At 38.2% G+C, this 18150-nt stretch carries 16 protein-coding genes and 1 tRNA gene; 14 read left to right on the forward strand and 3 right to left on the reverse strand.

Features of this window, described 5'->3' with window-relative positions:
- Nucleotides 1-21: 21 nt before the first annotated feature.
- Genes F3H00_RS06410 through ribD form a run of 7 tightly spaced genes read left to right on the forward strand, consistent with a single transcriptional unit; the run spans nucleotide 22 to nucleotide 6973 of the window.
- On the forward strand, nucleotides 22-276 hold the full coding sequence (locus F3H00_RS06410; protein ID WP_085657700.1) for a YlxR family protein: 255 nt from the start codon (nucleotides 22-24) through the stop codon (nucleotides 274-276).
- Nucleotides 263-2911, forward strand: coding sequence for a translation initiation factor IF-2 (infB, locus tag F3H00_RS06415; protein ID WP_103604253.1), 2649 nt, complete (start codon nucleotides 263-265; stop codon nucleotides 2909-2911). The genes F3H00_RS06410 and infB overlap by 14 nt, the downstream gene beginning before the upstream one ends.
- The gene (gene rbfA, locus F3H00_RS06420) at nucleotides 2908-3273 is read left to right on the forward strand and encodes a 30S ribosome-binding factor RbfA (protein WP_021090755.1); all 366 of its coding nucleotides are present in this window, start codon (nucleotides 2908-2910) and stop codon (nucleotides 3271-3273) included. The genes infB and rbfA overlap by 4 nt, the downstream gene beginning before the upstream one ends.
- Nucleotides 3266-3682 carry a ribosome maturation factor RimP gene (gene rimP, locus F3H00_RS06425; protein WP_148799246.1) on the forward strand — a complete coding sequence of 139 codons (417 nt, stop codon included), beginning with the start codon at nucleotides 3266-3268 and terminating at the stop codon, nucleotides 3680-3682. The genes rbfA and rimP overlap by 8 nt, the downstream gene beginning before the upstream one ends.
- Nucleotides 3683-5332, forward strand: a complete 1650-nt coding sequence (locus tag F3H00_RS06430; protein ID WP_148799248.1) for a formate--tetrahydrofolate ligase — start codon at nucleotides 3683-3685, stop codon at nucleotides 5330-5332.
- A 12-nt stretch (nucleotides 5333-5344) separates the two neighbouring features.
- The gene (locus F3H00_RS06435) at nucleotides 5345-5896 is read left to right on the forward strand and encodes a hypothetical protein (RefSeq protein WP_148799250.1); all 552 of its coding nucleotides are present in this window, start codon (nucleotides 5345-5347) and stop codon (nucleotides 5894-5896) included.
- 15 nt (nucleotides 5897-5911) lie between these two features.
- On the forward strand, nucleotides 5912-6973 hold the full coding sequence (gene ribD, locus F3H00_RS06440) for a bifunctional diaminohydroxyphosphoribosylaminopyrimidine deaminase/5-amino-6-(5-phosphoribosylamino)uracil reductase RibD (RefSeq protein ID WP_148799252.1): 1062 nt from the start codon (nucleotides 5912-5914) through the stop codon (nucleotides 6971-6973).
- Here ribD and F3H00_RS06445 read toward each other — a convergent pair.
- From F3H00_RS06445 to F3H00_RS06455, 3 genes are all read right to left on the reverse strand, one after another.
- Nucleotides 6970-7833 carry a VIT1/CCC1 transporter family protein gene (locus tag F3H00_RS06445; RefSeq protein ID WP_148799253.1) on the reverse strand — a complete coding sequence of 288 codons (864 nt, stop codon included), beginning with the start codon at nucleotides 7831-7833 and terminating at the stop codon, nucleotides 6970-6972. The genes ribD and F3H00_RS06445 overlap by 4 nt on opposite strands.
- 55 nt (nucleotides 7834-7888) lie before the next feature.
- Nucleotides 7889-7973: transfer RNA gene (locus tag F3H00_RS06450), tRNA-Leu, on the reverse strand.
- A 44-nt stretch (nucleotides 7974-8017) separates the two neighbouring features.
- Nucleotides 8018-8320, reverse strand: a complete 303-nt coding sequence (locus F3H00_RS06455; RefSeq protein ID WP_004317263.1) for a F0F1 ATP synthase subunit C — start codon at nucleotides 8318-8320, stop codon at nucleotides 8018-8020.
- Between the two features lie 204 nt (nucleotides 8321-8524).
- Between F3H00_RS06455 and F3H00_RS06460 the strand changes: the two genes are divergently transcribed.
- From F3H00_RS06460 to pckA, 7 genes are all read left to right on the forward strand, one after another.
- Nucleotides 8525-9871: a sodium-dependent transporter gene (locus F3H00_RS06460; RefSeq protein WP_148799255.1), complete on the forward strand. Its 1347-nt coding sequence runs from the start codon at nucleotides 8525-8527 to the stop codon at nucleotides 9869-9871.
- On the forward strand, nucleotides 9868-11199 hold the full coding sequence (locus tag F3H00_RS06465) for a sodium-dependent transporter (protein ID WP_148799257.1): 1332 nt from the start codon (nucleotides 9868-9870) through the stop codon (nucleotides 11197-11199). Before F3H00_RS06460 ends, F3H00_RS06465 begins: the two co-directional genes overlap by 4 nt.
- Complete coding sequence (locus F3H00_RS06470; protein WP_148799259.1) at nucleotides 11199-12539, forward strand: sodium-dependent transporter; 1341 nt, start codon at nucleotides 11199-11201, stop codon at nucleotides 12537-12539. Before F3H00_RS06465 ends, F3H00_RS06470 begins: the two co-directional genes overlap by 1 nt.
- Before the next feature lie 9 nt (nucleotides 12540-12548).
- Nucleotides 12549-13058, forward strand: coding sequence for a TRAP transporter small permease subunit (locus F3H00_RS06475; protein ID WP_087579692.1), 510 nt, complete (start codon nucleotides 12549-12551; stop codon nucleotides 13056-13058).
- Entirely contained in the window at nucleotides 13058-14446 is a 1389-nt protein-coding gene (locus F3H00_RS06480) for a TRAP transporter large permease (RefSeq protein WP_148799261.1), read from the forward strand. Before F3H00_RS06475 ends, F3H00_RS06480 begins: the two co-directional genes overlap by 1 nt.
- Before the next feature lie 122 nt (nucleotides 14447-14568).
- Nucleotides 14569-16371, forward strand: coding sequence for a biotin/lipoyl-containing protein (locus tag F3H00_RS06485; RefSeq protein WP_148799263.1), 1803 nt, complete (start codon nucleotides 14569-14571; stop codon nucleotides 16369-16371).
- A 106-nt stretch (nucleotides 16372-16477) separates the two neighbouring features.
- The gene (gene pckA, locus F3H00_RS06490) at nucleotides 16478-18052 is read left to right on the forward strand and encodes a phosphoenolpyruvate carboxykinase (ATP) (RefSeq protein WP_187424100.1); all 1575 of its coding nucleotides are present in this window, start codon (nucleotides 16478-16480) and stop codon (nucleotides 18050-18052) included.
- Nucleotides 18053-18150 lie beyond the last annotated feature (98 nt).

An 18150-nucleotide genomic window follows, 5' to 3' on the forward strand; every position in this document is an offset into this window, starting at 1 on the left:
AAACAAGTTTAAAAAGATATAATGAACAAAAATAATCCCGTAAGGACATGTGTCGCTTGTAAAGTTAAAATTTCTCAGAGCTTGCTAAAAAGATACCGCTTGGTAGGTAAGAATTTAGAGCATGGCAAAGGAAATGGTCGTAGCTTTTATCTGTGCGACAAATGTATGCAAAAAGATATAAAAATTTTAAAAAAAATAATTGATAAACAAACTAAAGGTGCTTTTATTTGTGATGCACCGAAGTTAAAGGAGATACTCTTAAATGAGCAATGTTAGGATTTCAGAGATCGCAAACGAGCTTGGCTACCCAAGTAAAGAGATAGTAGAAAAAGCTCAAGAGTTAGGATTAAAAGTCAAAACTCACTCAAATGCAGTTAGCCTTGAAGAGGCCGAAGCTATATATGAATATGTTCAAACTGGCGTGATACCAGATAAATTTAAAAAGAAAAAGAGTGAACCTAAACCAAAAAAAGAGCCTAAAAAAGAAGTAGAAAAAGAGTCAGTAAAAAAAGAAGAAAAACAAAAAAGTGAACCTAAAAAAGCTACTACTAAAACTGAGTCAAAGTCAGTAAAAGCTGAGCCTAAGAAAGAGGCACAAATTTTAGAAGAAAAACAAAAAATTGAACCTAAAAAAGAAGAAATAAAAATAGAGCAAAAACAAGTCGAAGCTCCAAGACCAAAAGAGAGCTTGGCTGATGTGACTCAAAAAAGACGTGGCCTTGTGATAGTAAAAAAGAAAAAAGACTATGAAGCGCCAATTGCTACAAAAGAAGAGAAAAAGCCTGAACCAAGCATAGCTAATATAAGCGATTTTAAAAGTATGTTTTCAGCAAATGATGAAAATTTAGCTAAGAAAAAGAAAAAAGATAAAAAAGTAGTTGTTGCAAGTAAAAAGGATAGCGCCCAGAAGATGGATCTGCTTGGTGGAAGTGATTTTGGTGACATTGTGCTAGAAGATGAAGATGTAGTTGTTCTTCCTGATTTTAGTTTTAAAACTCCGGTACCAGCACCTGCTCAAAAGACAAAACAGCCAAATGTTATGAGAACTACAGTCAACAATACGATAAATTCTTTTGGCGAAGGTGGCATTCAAAGAAGAGCTAGAAAAAAACACAAAAAGCCTGAAAATAAACAAAACAATGAAGCTGTGACGTCTATAAATATTCCAAAAGAAATTCGTGTTTATGAATTTGCTGAAAAGCTAAACAAACAGCCAAGCGAGATCATTGGTAAGCTTTTTATGCTTGGTATGATGACAACAAAAAATGACTTTTTGGATGAAGATGCGATAGAAATTTTAGCCGATGAGTTTAATGTAGAGGTTAATATCATTGACGATCAAAAAGAATTTGACTACGTAGCAGCCTATGAAGAAGAGATAAAAGACGATGAAAATCTCCAGCCAAGAGCACCAGTCATAACCATCATGGGTCACGTTGATCATGGTAAAACTTCATTGCTTGATTACATAAGAAAATCACGTGTAGCAGCAGGAGAGGCTGGTGGTATCACTCAGCACGTGGGTGCTTATATGGTAAATAAAAACGGCAAAAATATCACATTTATCGACACTCCAGGTCACGAAGCGTTTACTGCTATGCGTGCAAGGGGAGCTGGTGTAACTGATATAGTTATCATTGTTGTTGCAGCAGATGATGGCGTAAAACCACAAACAAAAGAGGCGGTTAGCCACGCAAAAGCCGCTGGTGTACCAATAATCATCGCGATAAACAAAATGGATAAAGAGTCAGCAAATCCTGATCTAGTAAAGACTGGTCTTGCTGAGCTTGATATCATGCCAACAGAGTGGGGCGGAAAATATGAATTTGTGCCAATCTCTGCAAAAACAGGCATGGGTATAGATGATCTACTTGAGATCGTACTTTTACAAGCTGACCTTTTAGAACTAAAAGCAAATCCAAAGGCAAATGCAAAAGCAACTGTTATCGAGAGCTCACTTCAAAAAGGCCGTGGCCCAGTAGCTACTATTATCGTTGAAAATGGCACGCTTCATGTTGGAGATACTGTCGTTGCTGGTGTCGCATATGGAAAGATAAGAAGCTTGCTTGATGACCAAGGTAAGCCTTTGCAAGATATAAAACCAGGCGAATGTGGTGTGATAGTAGGTCTTAGCGAAATAGCAGAGGCTGGCGAGACGCTAATAGGTGTAAAAACAGATAAAGAGGCTCGTGAATACGCGCAGAAAAAGGCTGAATATATCCGCCAAAAAGAGCTTAGTAAGAGTACAAAAGTTAGTATTGATGAGCTTAGCGCTAAGATTGCTGAGGGTGAGTTAAAGACGCTTCCAGTTATTATTAAAGCTGACGTTGGTGGCTCACTTGAGGCGCTAAAAGCAAGCCTAGAAAAACTAGCAAATGATGAGATCAGGGTAAATGTCATCCACTCTGGTGTTGGCGGCATCACGCAAAGCGACGTAGCACTTGCTAGTGCGAGCGAAGACTGCATAATCCTTGGCTTTAACATAAGACCAACTGGCGAGATAAAAGAAAAGGCAAAAGAGAGTGGCGTTGAAATTAAAACTTACAATGTTATTTATAATCTAATCGACGACGTGAAGGCGATTTTAGGCGGACTAATGTCACCGATCATTAGAGAAGAGCAGCTTGGTCAAGCTCAGGTTCGCCAAGTGATCCATGTGCCAAAAGTCGGTACTATTGCTGGATGTATCGTCACTGAAGGCACGATAAACAGAGGTGCAAAAATTCGTCTTATTAGAGAAGGCGTGGTCGTTTATGAGGGCTTAGTAAGCTCACTAAAACGCTTCAAAGATGACGTCAAAGAGGTTGCTAAAGGTTATGAATGTGGCGTTGGTATCGAAAATTTCAACGACATCAGAGAAAATGATTACATCGAAAGCTTCAAAGAAGTCAAGGAGAAAGCTACTCTATGAACGCTAACGAAATAAAGCGTATGAGAACAGAGAGTGTGCTAAAAGAGCTCATACCAGAGGCTCTAGCCACTCTTGAAGATAGCATTTTAAAGGGGCTTTGTGTCACTGATGTCGAGTGTAAAAAGGGCAGATACGACGCCTTTGTTTATCTTGATAAGATGGCTTTTGATGAGCGTGAACAAGAGTATATTTTGGGACATTTAAAGCGAGTTTGCAGGCATTTGCAAAACCACTGTATGGCAGCCGAGGGCTGGTATAGATGCCCAAATTTTCACTTTAAATTTGACGATAGATTAGAGTATCAAAACCATATGGATAAGTTGTTTGATAAAATTTCGAAGGATTTAAACAAAAATGGATAATTTAGACAAACTAGTGCGTGAATGCGGCGTTGAGCTTTATGACAGCGAGATTGCAAATGAAAATGGCAGGGCTATTTTTAGAGTTTATATCACAAAAAATGGCGGAGTGAGCCTTGATGACTGTGAAAAAGTGAGCCGATTGCTCTCGCCTATCTTTGACGTGACACCGCCAGTTAGCGGGGATTATAACCTCGAAGTTAGCTCGCCTGGTCTTGAAAGAAAGCTTAGTAAGCCTTCACACTTTAAAGCGAGTGTTGGCGAGCTTGTAAAAGTTCAAACCGAGGCTGAGAAATTTGTAGGAAGGCTCGTAAAAGCGGATGATGAGAGCATTGCAATAGAAAATGAAGATGGAATCTTTGAGATCAACATCAGTGAGATAAAAAAAGCAAAAACATATTTGGAGTGGTAAATGCTAAGCGACATCGAGATAACTCATCAAACAAAACTAGAACACATCAGTAAAGTTGCTGCAAGACTAGGTTTAAGCGAAGACGAGCTTGAACTTTACGGCAAATTTAAGGCAAAAATTTCTCCAAGGCTTGAGCCCTCAAGCTCAAAGCTCATCTTAGTCACCGCGACCAATCCAACCCCATACGGCGAGGGTAAAACGACTATGTCGATCGGCCTAGCTGATGCGCTAAATTCGCTTAATAAAAAGGTTTGCTTAGCGCTTCGTGAGCCATCTCTTGGACCAGTTTTTGGCATAAAAGGTGGAGCAGCAGGTGGTGGCTACTCACAGCTTGCGCCGATGGAGGATCTAAATTTACACTTCACTGGCGATTTTCATGCGATAACATCGGCAAATAACCTGATTTCAGCGATGATAGATAATAGCCTCTATCAAGAAAACCCACTAAAAATCGAGAAAATTTTATGGAAGCGCTGTATGGATATGAACGACCGCGCGCTAAGATTTGTCACTGTGGGCCAGGGCGGCAGAACAGACGGCGTGCCAAGAGAAGATGGCTTTAACATCACCGCCGCAAGCGAGATCATGGCTGTACTTTGTCTGGCTACGAGCCTCTCTGATCTAAAAGAGCGCGTGGCAAATATCATGGTCGCCTATGATAGCGACAAAAAGCCTATCTACGTGCGTGATCTGGGCTGCGAAGACGCTGTTTGTATACTTTTAAAAGATGCGATCAAGCCAAATTTATTTCAAACGCTTGAACATACACCTACGCTCGTGCATGGCGGTCCATTTGCAAACATCGCACACGGCTGCAATTCGGTCATCGCGACAAAAACAGCTCTAAATTTAGCCGACTATGTCATCACTGAGGCCGGCTTTGGTTCAGAGCTTGGTGCGGAGAAATTTTTAGATATAAAATGCAGGATTGCGGACATTAAGCCAAGTGCTGTGGTACTTGTAAGTACGATCAGATCGCTAAAATATAATGGCGAAGCAAATAAAGACGAGATCACAAAACCTGATATGAACGCCCTTAAAAAAGGTATCGAAAATCTTGGCGGACACATCGAAAATTTAAAAGTCAAATTTGGTCAAAACGTAGTTGTGGCGCTTAATAAATTTGGCTTTGACACTGATAAAGAGATAAATTTTGTAAAAGAGTACTGCCAAAAGCTTGGTGTAGAAGTGGCAGTTTGCGAGAATTTCTTAAAAGGTGGCAAGGGTGCACTTGAGCTTGCTGAGTTAGTTTTAAAGGCGTGCGATAAGCCAAGTAAGATAAATTTCACATACGAGATGAGCGACGATACGAAAACTAAAATCGAAAAGGTCGCTAAGGAAATTTATGGAGCTGGCGAGGTGGTCTTTGAAGAGGCTGCTCTTAAAAAGCTTGAGATGATAAAAGAGCTAAATTTAAGCCATTTGCCAGTTTGTATTGCAAAAACTCAGTACTCATTTAGCGACGATGCGAAACTTTTGGGCAGAGCAAAGGGCTTTACATTTAGCGTAAAAGACCTTGACATTAGAACTGGAGCTGGCTTTATTGTCGCGGTTTGCGGTAAGATCATGCTAATGCCTGGTCTTCCAAAGGTACCAGCTGCGGTCAATATGAAGATAGATGCAGAGGGCAAGATCGACGGCTTGTCGTAAATTTATAGAGATATGAAATTTGTAAAAATACTTTTTTTAATAGTTTTATGTGCTTTTTTAGTTGGATGCGCGGGAAGATATAAATATAATGTTGAGCCAACGCCGATACAAAAAGGCGTGGCTAAATACATTGTTAGTGATTTTAACCTAACATTGACAAATCAACCAACTAGATACGAGCACAACACTAACTATAAAAATGAAAGCGAACTTCGTGATGAGTTTGTGGAATTTATAAACAAACATCTAAAAGAGCAGGGTATTTTGGGGGACGAAAATAGCTTCAAGATAAAAATACAAATGGACTATGAAAGATGGTTTAACTGGGGTGGCAAGGCGTTAAACAAGCCGCACTTTCGCTATAGCGTGAAAATTTATGATAACGCTGATAGGCTTTTGGTCTCTTACGCTATACCACTCTCTACAACGAAATATAGCTATTTTAAAGAGATCGCTGTTTTGGCGGAGATTGCTGCATTTAGGTGGGACGCGGAGGATGAGCCGACAGATATCGACTTGATCTCAAAAACTCTTGTTGATGAGATAAAAGATATAGGAAAATAAAAATAGTCTGCTAAGATGAACGACGAATTTTACATGGATCTTGCTTTAAGCGAGGCTTGGAAATTTCAAATATTAACCTATCCAAATCCAGCCGTTGGATGCCTTATCCTTGATGAAAATGGGCAAATTCTGTCTTGTAAGGCTCATGAAAAGGCTGGATATTTGCACGCTGAACCGACAGCGATACTCTTTGCGCTTTGCAAAAAAAGTGAAAAATTTAAAGATGATTTTATAAAAGCGTATAACGATAAATTTAGCTCTAATATAAAAAAGGGCAAATTTGGCCTTTTAGAGCCAAAATTTACCTACGAATTTCTACTAAATAACCACTCAAATTTACTAAAAAATGCAAAAGCTTACGTTACGCTAGAGCCTTGCTCGCATCATGGCAAAACGCCACCTTGTGCAAATTTGCTAAAAGAGCTTGGTTTTAGTGAGGTGATAATAGGTAGTCATGATGAAAATAAGGTAGCAAGTGGCGGCGCTAGTTTACTTAAAAGCGCTGGTATAAAAGTTAAATTTGGCGTTTTAAAAGAGCGTTGTGATAAGCTACTTGAGCCATTTTTAGCCTATCAAAATGGTGGATTTAGCTTTTTAAAAATCGCCCTTAGTAAAAATGGTGTGGCAAGCGGTGGCATCATCACAAATGAGCTTAGCCGCAAGCACGTCCATAAACTAAGATGCATCATAGATACGCTAATAATCGGTGGCAATACTGTGCGAGTTGATCGCCCAAAGCTTGATAGTAGGCTAGTAAGTGGCGGCAAAAATCCAGATGTCATAATCTACTCAAGAAGTGATAAATTTGATAAAACTATACCGCTTTTTAGCGTGCTAGGTCGCAAAGTTAGCATTCAAAAAGAGCTTTGCTTAACAGGACTTAGCATGTTTGAAGGCGCTGGTGAGTTTTTAAAACTTGCAAAAGATGGCAAGCTAGCAAACGTGAAATGGCTGCTTATCTATCAAGGCTCAAATTTTAAGGATGGTAAAAACTTGAGCCTTGATCTAAATTTAAAACCACTATTTAGTGGGAATTTTGGAGACGACAGCTACACTTGGTATGAAATTTTGGATTAAATATCTAGGCCAAAATAGTGCTTAACTAAAAAGCCAATGCCAAATGAAATGATCGCAACACCAAAAGTTATTACACACATCTCAACCACTCTTAGTAAAAATTTAAGCTCTTTTGCCACGCTTATGTAAAAGTTGTAAGTGATTATGGCAACTAGCGCAAAGAAAAACATCGACAAAACAGCGTAAAGACTGCTTGAAAAAATAAAAAATGGAAGTATCAAAAACGCCGTTGTTACGATGTAAGAACCACCTGTGTAGAGCGAATAGGTAAGCGGTTTGATCTCGTCACTTGGATTTTCTTTTGACTCAAGATATGCTGATCCTGCCATGGAAAGTGCAGCTGCAATGCCCATGATAAGGCCTGTCGCACCAACTGATTTTGTATTTGAAAAAGCTAGAGCGATGCCACTTAGCGTGCCAGTTAGCTCAACTAATGCGTCATTCATACCAAGAACGATACCACCGGCATTGACTAGTTTTGTATCTTTTAGCATAGAGATTAAATTATTTTCATGATTTACTTCTTCTTCATAAATATCTTTAGCTTCAGGATACTCATCAACGATACCAAGATAAAATTGCTCTGCGTCTTCTTCACGTGACTCCATAAATTTTAAAGTAAAAGATGTACCAAAAATTTTAACAAGTATCGTATAGAAGATAACTTTGAATAAATTTGCAGTTCTACTCTCACCTGTTATCTTTTGGCAAAAAGCATAGTGTCGTTTTTCTTCAGTGATTAATTTACGAAGTATTTTTTTATTTTCTTCGTTTTTTTCACTAGCTTCAAGTAGTGTATAAATAGCTGTATCATCTGCTTCGTTTTGTAGCTGTTTTAAAGCACGCTTTTTATCTAGCATAAATTCCCCTTTTTTAAATTTTGTAAGATTTTGGATTTTGAAGTGTAAGATTAGATGGTGCGATCAGCGAGACTCGAACTCGCACACCTAGCGGCACTACCCCCTCAAGATAGCGTGTCTACCAATTCCACCATGATCGCAAAAAGAATAAAAGCCCCAAAGGGGCTAAATTTAAGCTTTACGCTTAGCCAAGCATTGGGTTTGCGTAAAGAACGATAAGTGTAATAACTAGTGCGTAGATAACTTGTGCTTCGATCATCGCAAGAGCGATAAACATTGTAGTCATAAGTTTGCTACCAACACCTGGGTTTCTAGCTGTTCCACTAATTGTTGCAGCAGCTGTATTACCCATACCAATAGCACCACCAAGAGCTGCAAGGCCAAGGCCAATACCACCAGCGATAACTGAATATGATCTAATCATCTCGCCGTCAGCGCCAAATGCGAATGCAGCAAGACCAAGAATTAAAAACACGATCTTTTTCATCGTTGCTCCTTTAAATTTTAAAGCTCTTTCGGATCTGTCCCCTACTTAAACTTTATGAGCCGTAATATTACAAAAACAAAACTTTGTTTCAAATAAAAACACTAAAAATTTAAATTGCCCATAAAAAATTCTTGGCTTAGAAAAATAAAAGTTTTTTTATGTTATCTTTGAAAAAATTAATTTATTCTTAATCTCAGGTAATCAATGATAAATGAAAAATTTTCAAAAATAGGCTTTGTTCTTGCTATGGCAGGATCAGCTGTTGGACTTGGTAATGCATGGAAATTTCCAACAATGGTAGGAAACAATGGCGGTTCAGCGTTTATAGTTTTATATTTGCTTCTCACGTTTGCTATTGCTTTTGTAGCGTTTTTAGCAGAGCTTAGCATTGGTAAGCTTGGCGAGAGTGATGTTGTAAGCTCCATTTATAAACTTGCTCCAAAACATAAAAAAATATGGTCTTTCTCAGGCTTTTTTATGATAGGAGCGATACTTATTGCTTCATTTTATATGGTTGTAATTGGCTGGATATTAAAGTATATTTATCTTGGCTTTTCGCCACTTTTGAGCAATCAAGAAGAGGCAGTCCAACAGTTTAATACGCTTTTATCGAATGATCTAAGTAGCGCTATTGTTTGCTTTAGTCTAGTCTTTCTAATGGTATTTTTTGCTGTTTCAAAAGGTGTGAAAAGTGGCATTGAGAAGCTAAATATTTGGATGATGCCGGGTCTTTTTATACTGCTTATTTGTATACTTTTTTATGCAATTAGCATGGGTGATGGCTTTGTTAAGGCGGCTAAATTTTTATTTGTACCAAATTTTAGCGCAATCACGCCAGATGTTATTTTACAAGCTCTTGGACTCGCGTTCTTCTCGCTATCTATGGGCGTTGGTGTAATACCGACATACGCTGCAAATTTACCAGAGCAGACAAATCTTATAAAATCAACGCTTTCTATCATCTTTATAAACATATTAATAGGCATTATGATGGGACTTGTGGTCTTTACGTTTATATTTGCTTATGGAGCTGATAGCACGGCAAGTGGCCCGGGGCTTATTTTTATCTCACTTGTTACACTTTTTGCAAAGCTTGGGATAGTTGGCAATGTCATGGCCATCGCATTTTTTGTTTCACTTTTATTTGCTGGTGTTACAAGTGCTGTTTCGATGATAGAACCATTTGCTTATTATTTGGTTAGAAAATTTGAAATTTCACGCAAAATGGCTCTTGTTTATATTGGAATTTTTGTCTATATTTTAGGTCTTTTTTGTATTTTTTCATATTATGCGCAGACGGCTAATATCTTTAGTATTTTTGGTAAGCCAGTCTTTGATGCGCTTGATTTTCTTACTTCAAATATAATGATGCCAATAGGTGCCATAATTTTTAGTTTTTTTGTTGGCTATAAACTTAAAAAAGAGAGCCTATATCTACTCTTTGGCGAATTTATGGGAAAAGTATTTTTTGAAATTTGGTATTTTGCTTTAAGATACATCGTACCAATCGCAATTTGCGCCATCATGATCTATCAAATAGCAGGTAAATGATGGATAGATTTAGTAAAGTTGGCTTTGTTCTTTCTATCATTGGAGCGGCTATTGGCCTTGGTAATGCATGGAAATTTCCATATATGGTCGGTAGTAATGGTGGTTCAGCGTTTATACTTATATATCTATTTTTTGCTTTTGTCGTTGGGCTTAGCATATTTTTTGCCGAGATGGCGATGGGCAAAATTTCTCGTCTTGATACGGTTGGGGCATTTAAAAGTCTAGCTACAAAGGGGGCAAATTCTTGGAAATTTGCTGGTGTTGTGATGGTGACAGGGTTATTCATCGCATCTTTTTATACACTCATTATCGGCTGGGTTTTAAAATACGTTATCTTAAGTCTCGGTGAGCTTCCAAAAGATATGGCAAACTCAGAAGCGCTTTTTGTAAATTTTACTTCAAAGGGCATAGAGGAGCAAATTTTATATTTTAGCATCGCTTTTTTTGCCTACTTTTTTATACTTACAAAAGGTATAAAAAGTGGAATAGAGCGTATAAATGTATATCTTATTCCAGCACTTTTTATTTTGCTTTTGCTTATGCTTGGCTACTCTTTTGGCATGAATGGATTTGATGAGGCGGCTAAATTTTTACTTGTGCCTGATTTTTCAAAGATAGATCAAGGCGCTATCTTAAATGCTCTTGGGTTAGCTTTTTTTACGATGTGTATTGGCATTGGCTGCATTTTAACTTACTCATCAAGCCTAGGCAATGATACAAATTTATTTACTTCATCACTTTATGTAGTCTTTGCAAATATAATTATTAGCGTAATTATAGGACTTATAGTTTTTACATTCACCTATGAATTTGGTTCAGAGCCATCAAAGGGTGCAGGGTTAGCATTTATCTCGCTTCCAACGCTTTTTGCAAAGCTTGGCCTGCTTGGAAATTTCTTGGCTTTTGCATTTTTTACATCTTTATTTTTTGCTGGTATAACATCGGTCATTTCGCTAGTTGAGCCATTTATATTTTTCTTAAATAAAAGTTTGGGATTTAGTAGAAATAGATCAATTATTATTGTCGGTGCCGTAGTTTATGTTTTAGGGATTTTATGTGCATTAAGCGGCATTGGCGATTTTAAAGAAGCACTTACATTTTTTGGCAAGAGCTTTTTTGATTTGCTTGATTATCTTAGCTCAAACATTATGCTCCCACTTGGTGGCATTATATTTGCCATTTTTGTTGGGTACTTTATGAAATTTGAGCTTTTAAAAGAGCTATTTTTGCCTTATATGGGTGAGATTGTCTTTAAAATTTGGTATTTTTTAATAAGGTTTGTAGCGCCAGTTCTAGTTTTTGTGGTGCTAGTAAGGGAGATTGCATAATGGCAAAAGAACAGTTTTCTAAAATAGGTTATGTTTTAGCAGTTGCAGGGTCAGCTGTTGGACTTGGCAATGCATGGAAATTTCCATATATGGTCGGTGAAAATGGTGGATCAGCATTTGTTATTTTATATCTTTTGATAACGTTTTTAGTTGGCATACCTATCTTTATGGCAGAGCTAAGTATTGGCAAACTTAGTGAGAGCGATAGTGTAAATGCCTTTAGAAAGTTAGCGAATAAAAATAAAAATTTATGGCAACTGGTTGGAATTTTAGCTATGGTAACCGCAGCTATAATATCATCTTACTACATTGTGATCATCGGCTGGGTCTTTAAGTATTTCACGCTATCTTTTACCGGTCTTCCAAACGATATAGAAAGTTCAAAAGTAATATTTAACGAGCTTCTTACGCATGGTCTTGGCGATCAGACGCTTTATTTTGTTATTGCATTTGTAGCTTGCTTTTTTATCCTTTCAAAAGGAGTGAAAAGTGGCATTGAAAAGCTAAATGTTTGGATGATGCCAAGCCTATTTATCATGGTTCTAATCATGCTTATCTTTTCTATGACAATGAATGGCTTTACAAAGTCTGCTGAGTTTTTACTTGTTCCTGATTTTAGTAAAATTTCATTTAATTCGCTTTTGCTTGCCCTTGGACTTGCTTTTTGGACACTATCTCTTGGTATGGCAGCAATCATTACGTATTCAGCCAGCCTAAGCGATGATACAAATTTAGCTACTTCTACGCTAAGTATCGTTTTTATAAACATCGTCCTAGCCATTATGATGGGTCTTGTTATCTTTACATTTATATTTGAATTTGGCGCAGAGCCGTCTCAAGGACCAGGACTTGTCTTTATCTCGCTTCCAACGCTCTTTGCTAAGCTTGGCGTGATAGGTCAAATTTTAGCTGTGGCATTTTTTGCTGCACTTATCTTTGCTGGCATTACTTCAGCCATCTCTATCGTAGAGCCGTTTGTATTTTTCTTGATCAGAGAGTATGGCATTAGCAGGATAAAAGCTCTTAGCATAGTTGGAGCCGGTGTTTTTGTATTAGGATTTTTATGTCTTTTATCAAATATAGAAAATGTTGGCGACAAATTTATGCTCTTTGGCAAAAATTTCTTTGATTTTCTTGACTTTACCGCTTCAAATGTTCTACTTCCAATTAGTGGTATAGGTGGTGCGATATTTGTTGGATATTTTATGAAAAGAGAGGCACTTTATGTGCTATTTAGTCCATATATGAGCGACTTTGTATTTAGTGCATGGTATTTTTTATTAAGATATGTGGCGCCAGTTTGCGTATTTATCATCATGATAAATAAATTGTTTTTTTAAGGGTTGTTTATGCAAAAAGTTGAGAAATTTTTTGATAAGGTCGGCGATATAGTCGGCTATATTTGCATGTTTGTTATGGCTTTGATGATAATAGATGTTTTTTTTAACGTTGTGGCAAGATATTTTTTCTCTTATGGAAATGTCGCATTTCAGGAGCTTGAGTGGCATTTTTTTGCTGTGATATTTTTGCTTGGCATGAGCTATGCATTAAAAGAAGATGCGCACGTTAGAGTTGATATATTTTATGCTAAATTTTCACCAAAAAATAAAGCTCTTGTAAATATGATAGGAACTGTTATTTTTGTAATCCCATTTGCACTTTTGGTTTCAAATTTATCATTTGAATTTGTGAGTGATGCTTATACTTCAGCTGAAGCTAGTGCAGATCCAGGTGGTCTTACTCACAGATGGATCATAAAAGCACTTATTCCTTTTTCTTTTTATCTACTTGTATTTTTTGCGATTGGCTTTTTTATAAGAAATTTTAATCTTTACAAAAAAGCTAAAAAGGGGGAATAATGGCTGGCTTGATAATGTTTATAGCTGCACTTTTGATGCTAGGCATTGGCTTTCCGGTAGCCTTTACCTTTGGTGCGGTTTCTATGATATTTGGCATGATTGGTAGTATTGTTGAGAGTATTGGAGACGGAGATGGGCTACTTGGAAGCATCGAAGTTTTTAAAGATATGTTTAATTTCATGCCTTATAGAATTTTCTCTATCATGGAGAGTAGAATTTTTATAGCAGTTCCACTTTTTGTCTTTATGGGCGTTGTGCTCCAAAAGTCAAAACTAGCTGAGAGGCTACTTGAGAGCATGGGTATGCTTTTTGGAGAAATTCGCGGAGGTATTGCTATTAGCACTATCTTGGTTGGAGCACTTCTTGCAGCTTCAACCGGTGTTGTTGGTGCAAGTGTCGTTGCAATGGGCGTTATAAGCTTGCCTGTCATGCTAAAGTATAAATACGACCAAGCGCTAGGTTGTGGCACTATATGTGCCGCTGGTACGCTTGGACAGATCATTCCACCTTCTATCGTACTGATTATCTTGGGTGATATATTTTCAGTACCAGTTGGTGAGCTTTTTCATCAAGCCATCATCCCAGGATTCACGCTAGTAGCAGTTTATATCATTTATATTTTGATTGTTGCTTATTTGAAACCAGATACAGCACCGGTAGTAAAAGATGAGAGCGGTGTTAGTAAATTTAAGCAGATTATGAGAGCACTAATCGCTATCTTTCCGCCGCTTTTACTTGTTATTTGCGTGTTGGGTTCTATATTTGCAGGTATCGCTACACCAACTGAAAGTTCAGCTTTTGGCTGCATTGGAGCCATTATTTTAGCTATTTTTTATAGGACATTTTCATTTTCTATGATAAAAGAGGCATTGGCAGAGAGTGTAAAAACTACAGCACTTGTCTTTGCTATACTTGTTGGCGCGACAGCCTTTTCTATGGTGTTTAGTTATACTGGTGGCGATGAGATTGTTGAAAAATTTATGACAAATTTGCCAGGTGAGAAGTGGGGCTTTATCATTTTTAGTATGGTTGTTATCTTTGTGCTTGGCTTTTTTATCGACTTTGTTGAAATTTCATATATCGTGCTTCCTATCTTGGTACCAATAGCTGCAAAGCTTGGTATAAATCCAATTTATCTAGCAATCTTAGTTGCAATGAATTTGCAAACTTCATTCCTAACGCCGCCATTTGGTTTTAGTTTATTTTTTCTAAGGTCAGTCGCACCAGCTGAGATAAAAACGACTGCTATTTATAAAGGCGTTGTGCCTTATATTTTTATTCAGCTTGCTGTACTTGTATTTTTCTGCGTCTTTCTAATGGAATTAAAGCCAATGCTTGATGCGAGCCACGGCGGATTATTAAACTTCTTACTCTCACTTTTTAAATGATATAAAAGTTTTTGGTTGTAAAATACCAAAAAACAAGCAAAATGGCTAATTTGAGTTTCTAACCAATTTAGCCATTTTCTATGAATTCTTTAAATAAATTTATAAAATTAATGAGGTGGGTGATGGCGAAGAAATTTATCGATGTTATGGATACGACCTTTAGAGATGGCTTTCAGTCAGTTTATGGCGCTAGAGTGCTTATGAACGATTTTTTGCCCGCGCTTGAAGCAGCCAAAGAGGCTGGCATAGAGCATTTTGAATTTGGTGGCGGAGCGAGATTTCAAAGCCTTTATTTTTACCTAAATGAAGATGCTTTTGCGATGATGGATAAATTTAGAAGCATCGTAGGACCAAAAGCAAATCTTCAAACCCTAAGCAGGGGCGTAAATACCGTAACACTTGATACTGGTAGTCGTGAGCTAATCGACCTTCACGCAAAGCTTTTCAAAAAACATGGAACCACTACTATTAGAAATTTTGACGCACTAAATGACGTTGAAAATTTAAAATATTCAGGCGAAAGGATAGCTCATCACGGACTAAAACACGAAGTCGTAGTTACGATGATGGATTTGCCTAGTGGCTGTGTGGGAGCTCATGATGTTAAATTTTATGAGAAAATTTTAAGAGAAATTTTAGACGCAAATATCCCATATCACAGCGTTTGCTTTAAAGACGCAAGTGGCACAAGTAGTCCACAAAAGGTCTATGAAACTATAAAAATGGCTAGAAAACTACTCCCAGAAAAAACTCACATCAGACTTCATACACATGAAACTGCAGGCGTAAGTGTGGCTTGCTATCTTGCAGCGCTTGAAGCTGGCGTTGATGGAATAGATCTAGCTGCAAGCCCAGTAAGTGGTGGTACAAGCCAGCCAGATATCTTGACTATGCTTCATGCAGTAAAAGGCAAAAATTATGATCTTGGCGGACTTGACGTGGAGAAGATTTTAAAATATGAAAGCATTTTGAACGATTGCTTAAAAGAGTATTTCTTACCGCCTGAAGCCGTGCAAGTAAGCCCGCTCATACCATTTTCACCGATGCCTGGTGGCGCGCTCACCGCAAATACTCAGATGATGAGAGATAACAACATCTTAGATAAATTCCCAGAGGTCATCCTTGCGATGCGCGAAGTGGTGCAAAAGGGTGGATACGGCACTTCAGTAACCCCTGTTAGCCAGTTTTACTTCCAACAAGCATTTAATAACGTGATGTTTGGCAAGTGGAAAAAGATCGCTGAGGGATACGGCAAAATGGTGCTTGGCTACTTTGGCAAGACACCAGTTACGCCTGATAAAGAGATCATCAAGCTTGCAAGCGAGCAACTAGGCTTAAAACCAACTACAAAACACGCTGTTGATATAGCTGATAAAGATGAGAGCAAGTCACTTGCGCACGTAAAAGAAATTCTAAAGCAAAACAATATAAAAACTACCGAAGAAAATATATTTATAGCAGCAGCTTGTAAAGAAAAGGGTATCGCATTCTTAAAAGGCGAAGCCAAAGTAAATGTTAGAAAGATCGACCCAAATGCTAAAGCAAACGAGGGCAGACAAACTCAAAGTGGCAGATATAGTGTCGTTGTAAATGGTAGCCGCTACAATGTCGAAGTAAGCGAAGGCTTTAACGATAGCATCCAAGTAAAATCGATCACCGAAGTTGAAGGCAAGAGCGTAAAAAATGCTAAAAGTGCAGCAGCAGGCGCAACAGCAAATGATATCGTTGCTAGCTTGCCAGGCGCTGTGCATAAAATTTTAGTTAGCGCAGGAGACCATGTCAAAAAAGGTCAGGCTATAGTCGTGCTTGAAGCGATGAAGATGGAGATAGAGGTCAAAGCTCCAAAAGATGGTGTGATAGGCTCTATTGAAGTTAGCAAAGGTCAAAGCGTCGCAAACAATCAAGTGGTGGCTAAATTTAAATAAATTTGCCCATTTTAAAAAGAGAGTGTTAAGCGAAATTTGATTAACATTTTGATGACTTTTAGGTCAGAATTTATAAAAAATGAAAATTTTAAAAGGAAATAACATGATAAACAAACTAGACGAACTAGGTCTAAAAGAGATCAAAAAGATAAATCACAATCTAAGCTACGACGAGCTTTTTGAGCTTGAAAAGGCAAACAACGAAGGCAGGGTTTCAAGCAACGGCACATTTATGGTTGATACGGGAATTTTTACTGGAAGAAGCCCAAAAGATAAGTACTTTGTAAAACAAGATCCGAGTCAGAAGTATATCGCTTGGGGTAAGATAAATCAGCCTATCACAAAAGAGCTTTTTGACAAGCTTCTTAAAAAAGCAAAAGAGCAGCTAAGCGGCAAGGAAATTTTCATCCAAGACGCATTTTGTGGAGCTAGTAAAAAGAGCCAAAAATCAGTCCGTTTTGTCACCGAAGTAGCGTGGCAAGCACATTTTGTAAAAAATATGTTCATCCGCCCAAGCGAGGAAGAGCTGGCTAAATTTGAGCCTGATTTTGTAGTATATAACGCTTGTAAGACAAAAAATGAGGACTACAAGGCTGATGGGCTACATTCAGATGTCTTTGTTATCTTCAACGTCGAGGAAAATGTCGCAGTGATCGGCGGTACGTGGTACGGTGGTGAGATGAAAAAGGGTATTTTTTCTATGATGAACTACTGGTTGCCACTTGAAGGTAAACTAAGTATGCACTGCTCTGCAAACGTAGGCGAAAAAGGCGATACAGCACTATTTTTTGGTCTATCTGGTACTGGCAAAACGACACTTTCAACTGATCCAAAACGCAAGCTAATAGGCGATGATGAGCACGGCTGGGACGATGATGGCGTGTTTAATTTTGAGGGCGGCTGCTACGCAAAATGTATCAACCTTGATCCAAGCAGCGAGCCAGAAATTTACGCAGCGATTAGGCGTGATGCGCTACTTGAAAACGTCGTGGCTGACGAAAAGGGCGTGGTTGATTACAAAGATGGCTCAAAGACTGAAAACACACGTGTGAGCTATCCGATCTATCACATCGACAATTACGAGCCAAGCTCAAGTGCCGGCCATCCAAAAAATATTATCTTTTTAAGCGCTGACGCTTTTGGCGTGCTTCCTCCAGTTGCAAAGCTGACAAAAGAGCAGGCGATGTATTATTTCCTAAGTGGCTATACAGCAAAAGTTGCTGGCACAGAGCGCGGTATAACTGAGCCTGTTGCTACTTTTAGCGCTTGCTTTGGCGAGCCATTTATGCCACTTCACCCAACCGTCTATGCAAAACTACTAGGTGAGAAGATCGATAAACACGGCGTTAATGTCTATCTTGTAAATACAGGCTGGAGCGGCGGTGCTTACGGCGTTGGCAAGCGTATGAGCATAAAAGCGACACGTGCTTGCATAAATGCAATCCTTGATGGCAGCATCACAAAATGTGAGTTTGAAAATTTTGATAAATTTAACTTTGCTATACCAAAAGAGCTTGATGGTGTCGAGACAAAACTGCTAAACCCTATAAACACATGGGCAAATCCTGCTGAGTATAACGCTTCACGTGATAAGCTCGCTAAAATGTTTGTTGAAAATTTCAAACGTTACGAAGATGTAAAAGAGGGTGTTGAGTACGCTAAAGCTGGACCAAAAGCTTAATTTATATGGCCTTGCAAAGCTTCTTGTAAGGCTGTTCCTAATATCTTACAAGAATTTTTAGTTGGTATTTTTGATATGGCTAAATTTAAAGTATCTCT

It is taken from the genome of Campylobacter concisus, from assembly GCF_902460845.1.
In the GTDB taxonomy this organism is placed as follows: Bacteria; Campylobacterota; Campylobacteria; order Campylobacterales; family Campylobacteraceae; genus Campylobacter_A; species Campylobacter_A concisus_X.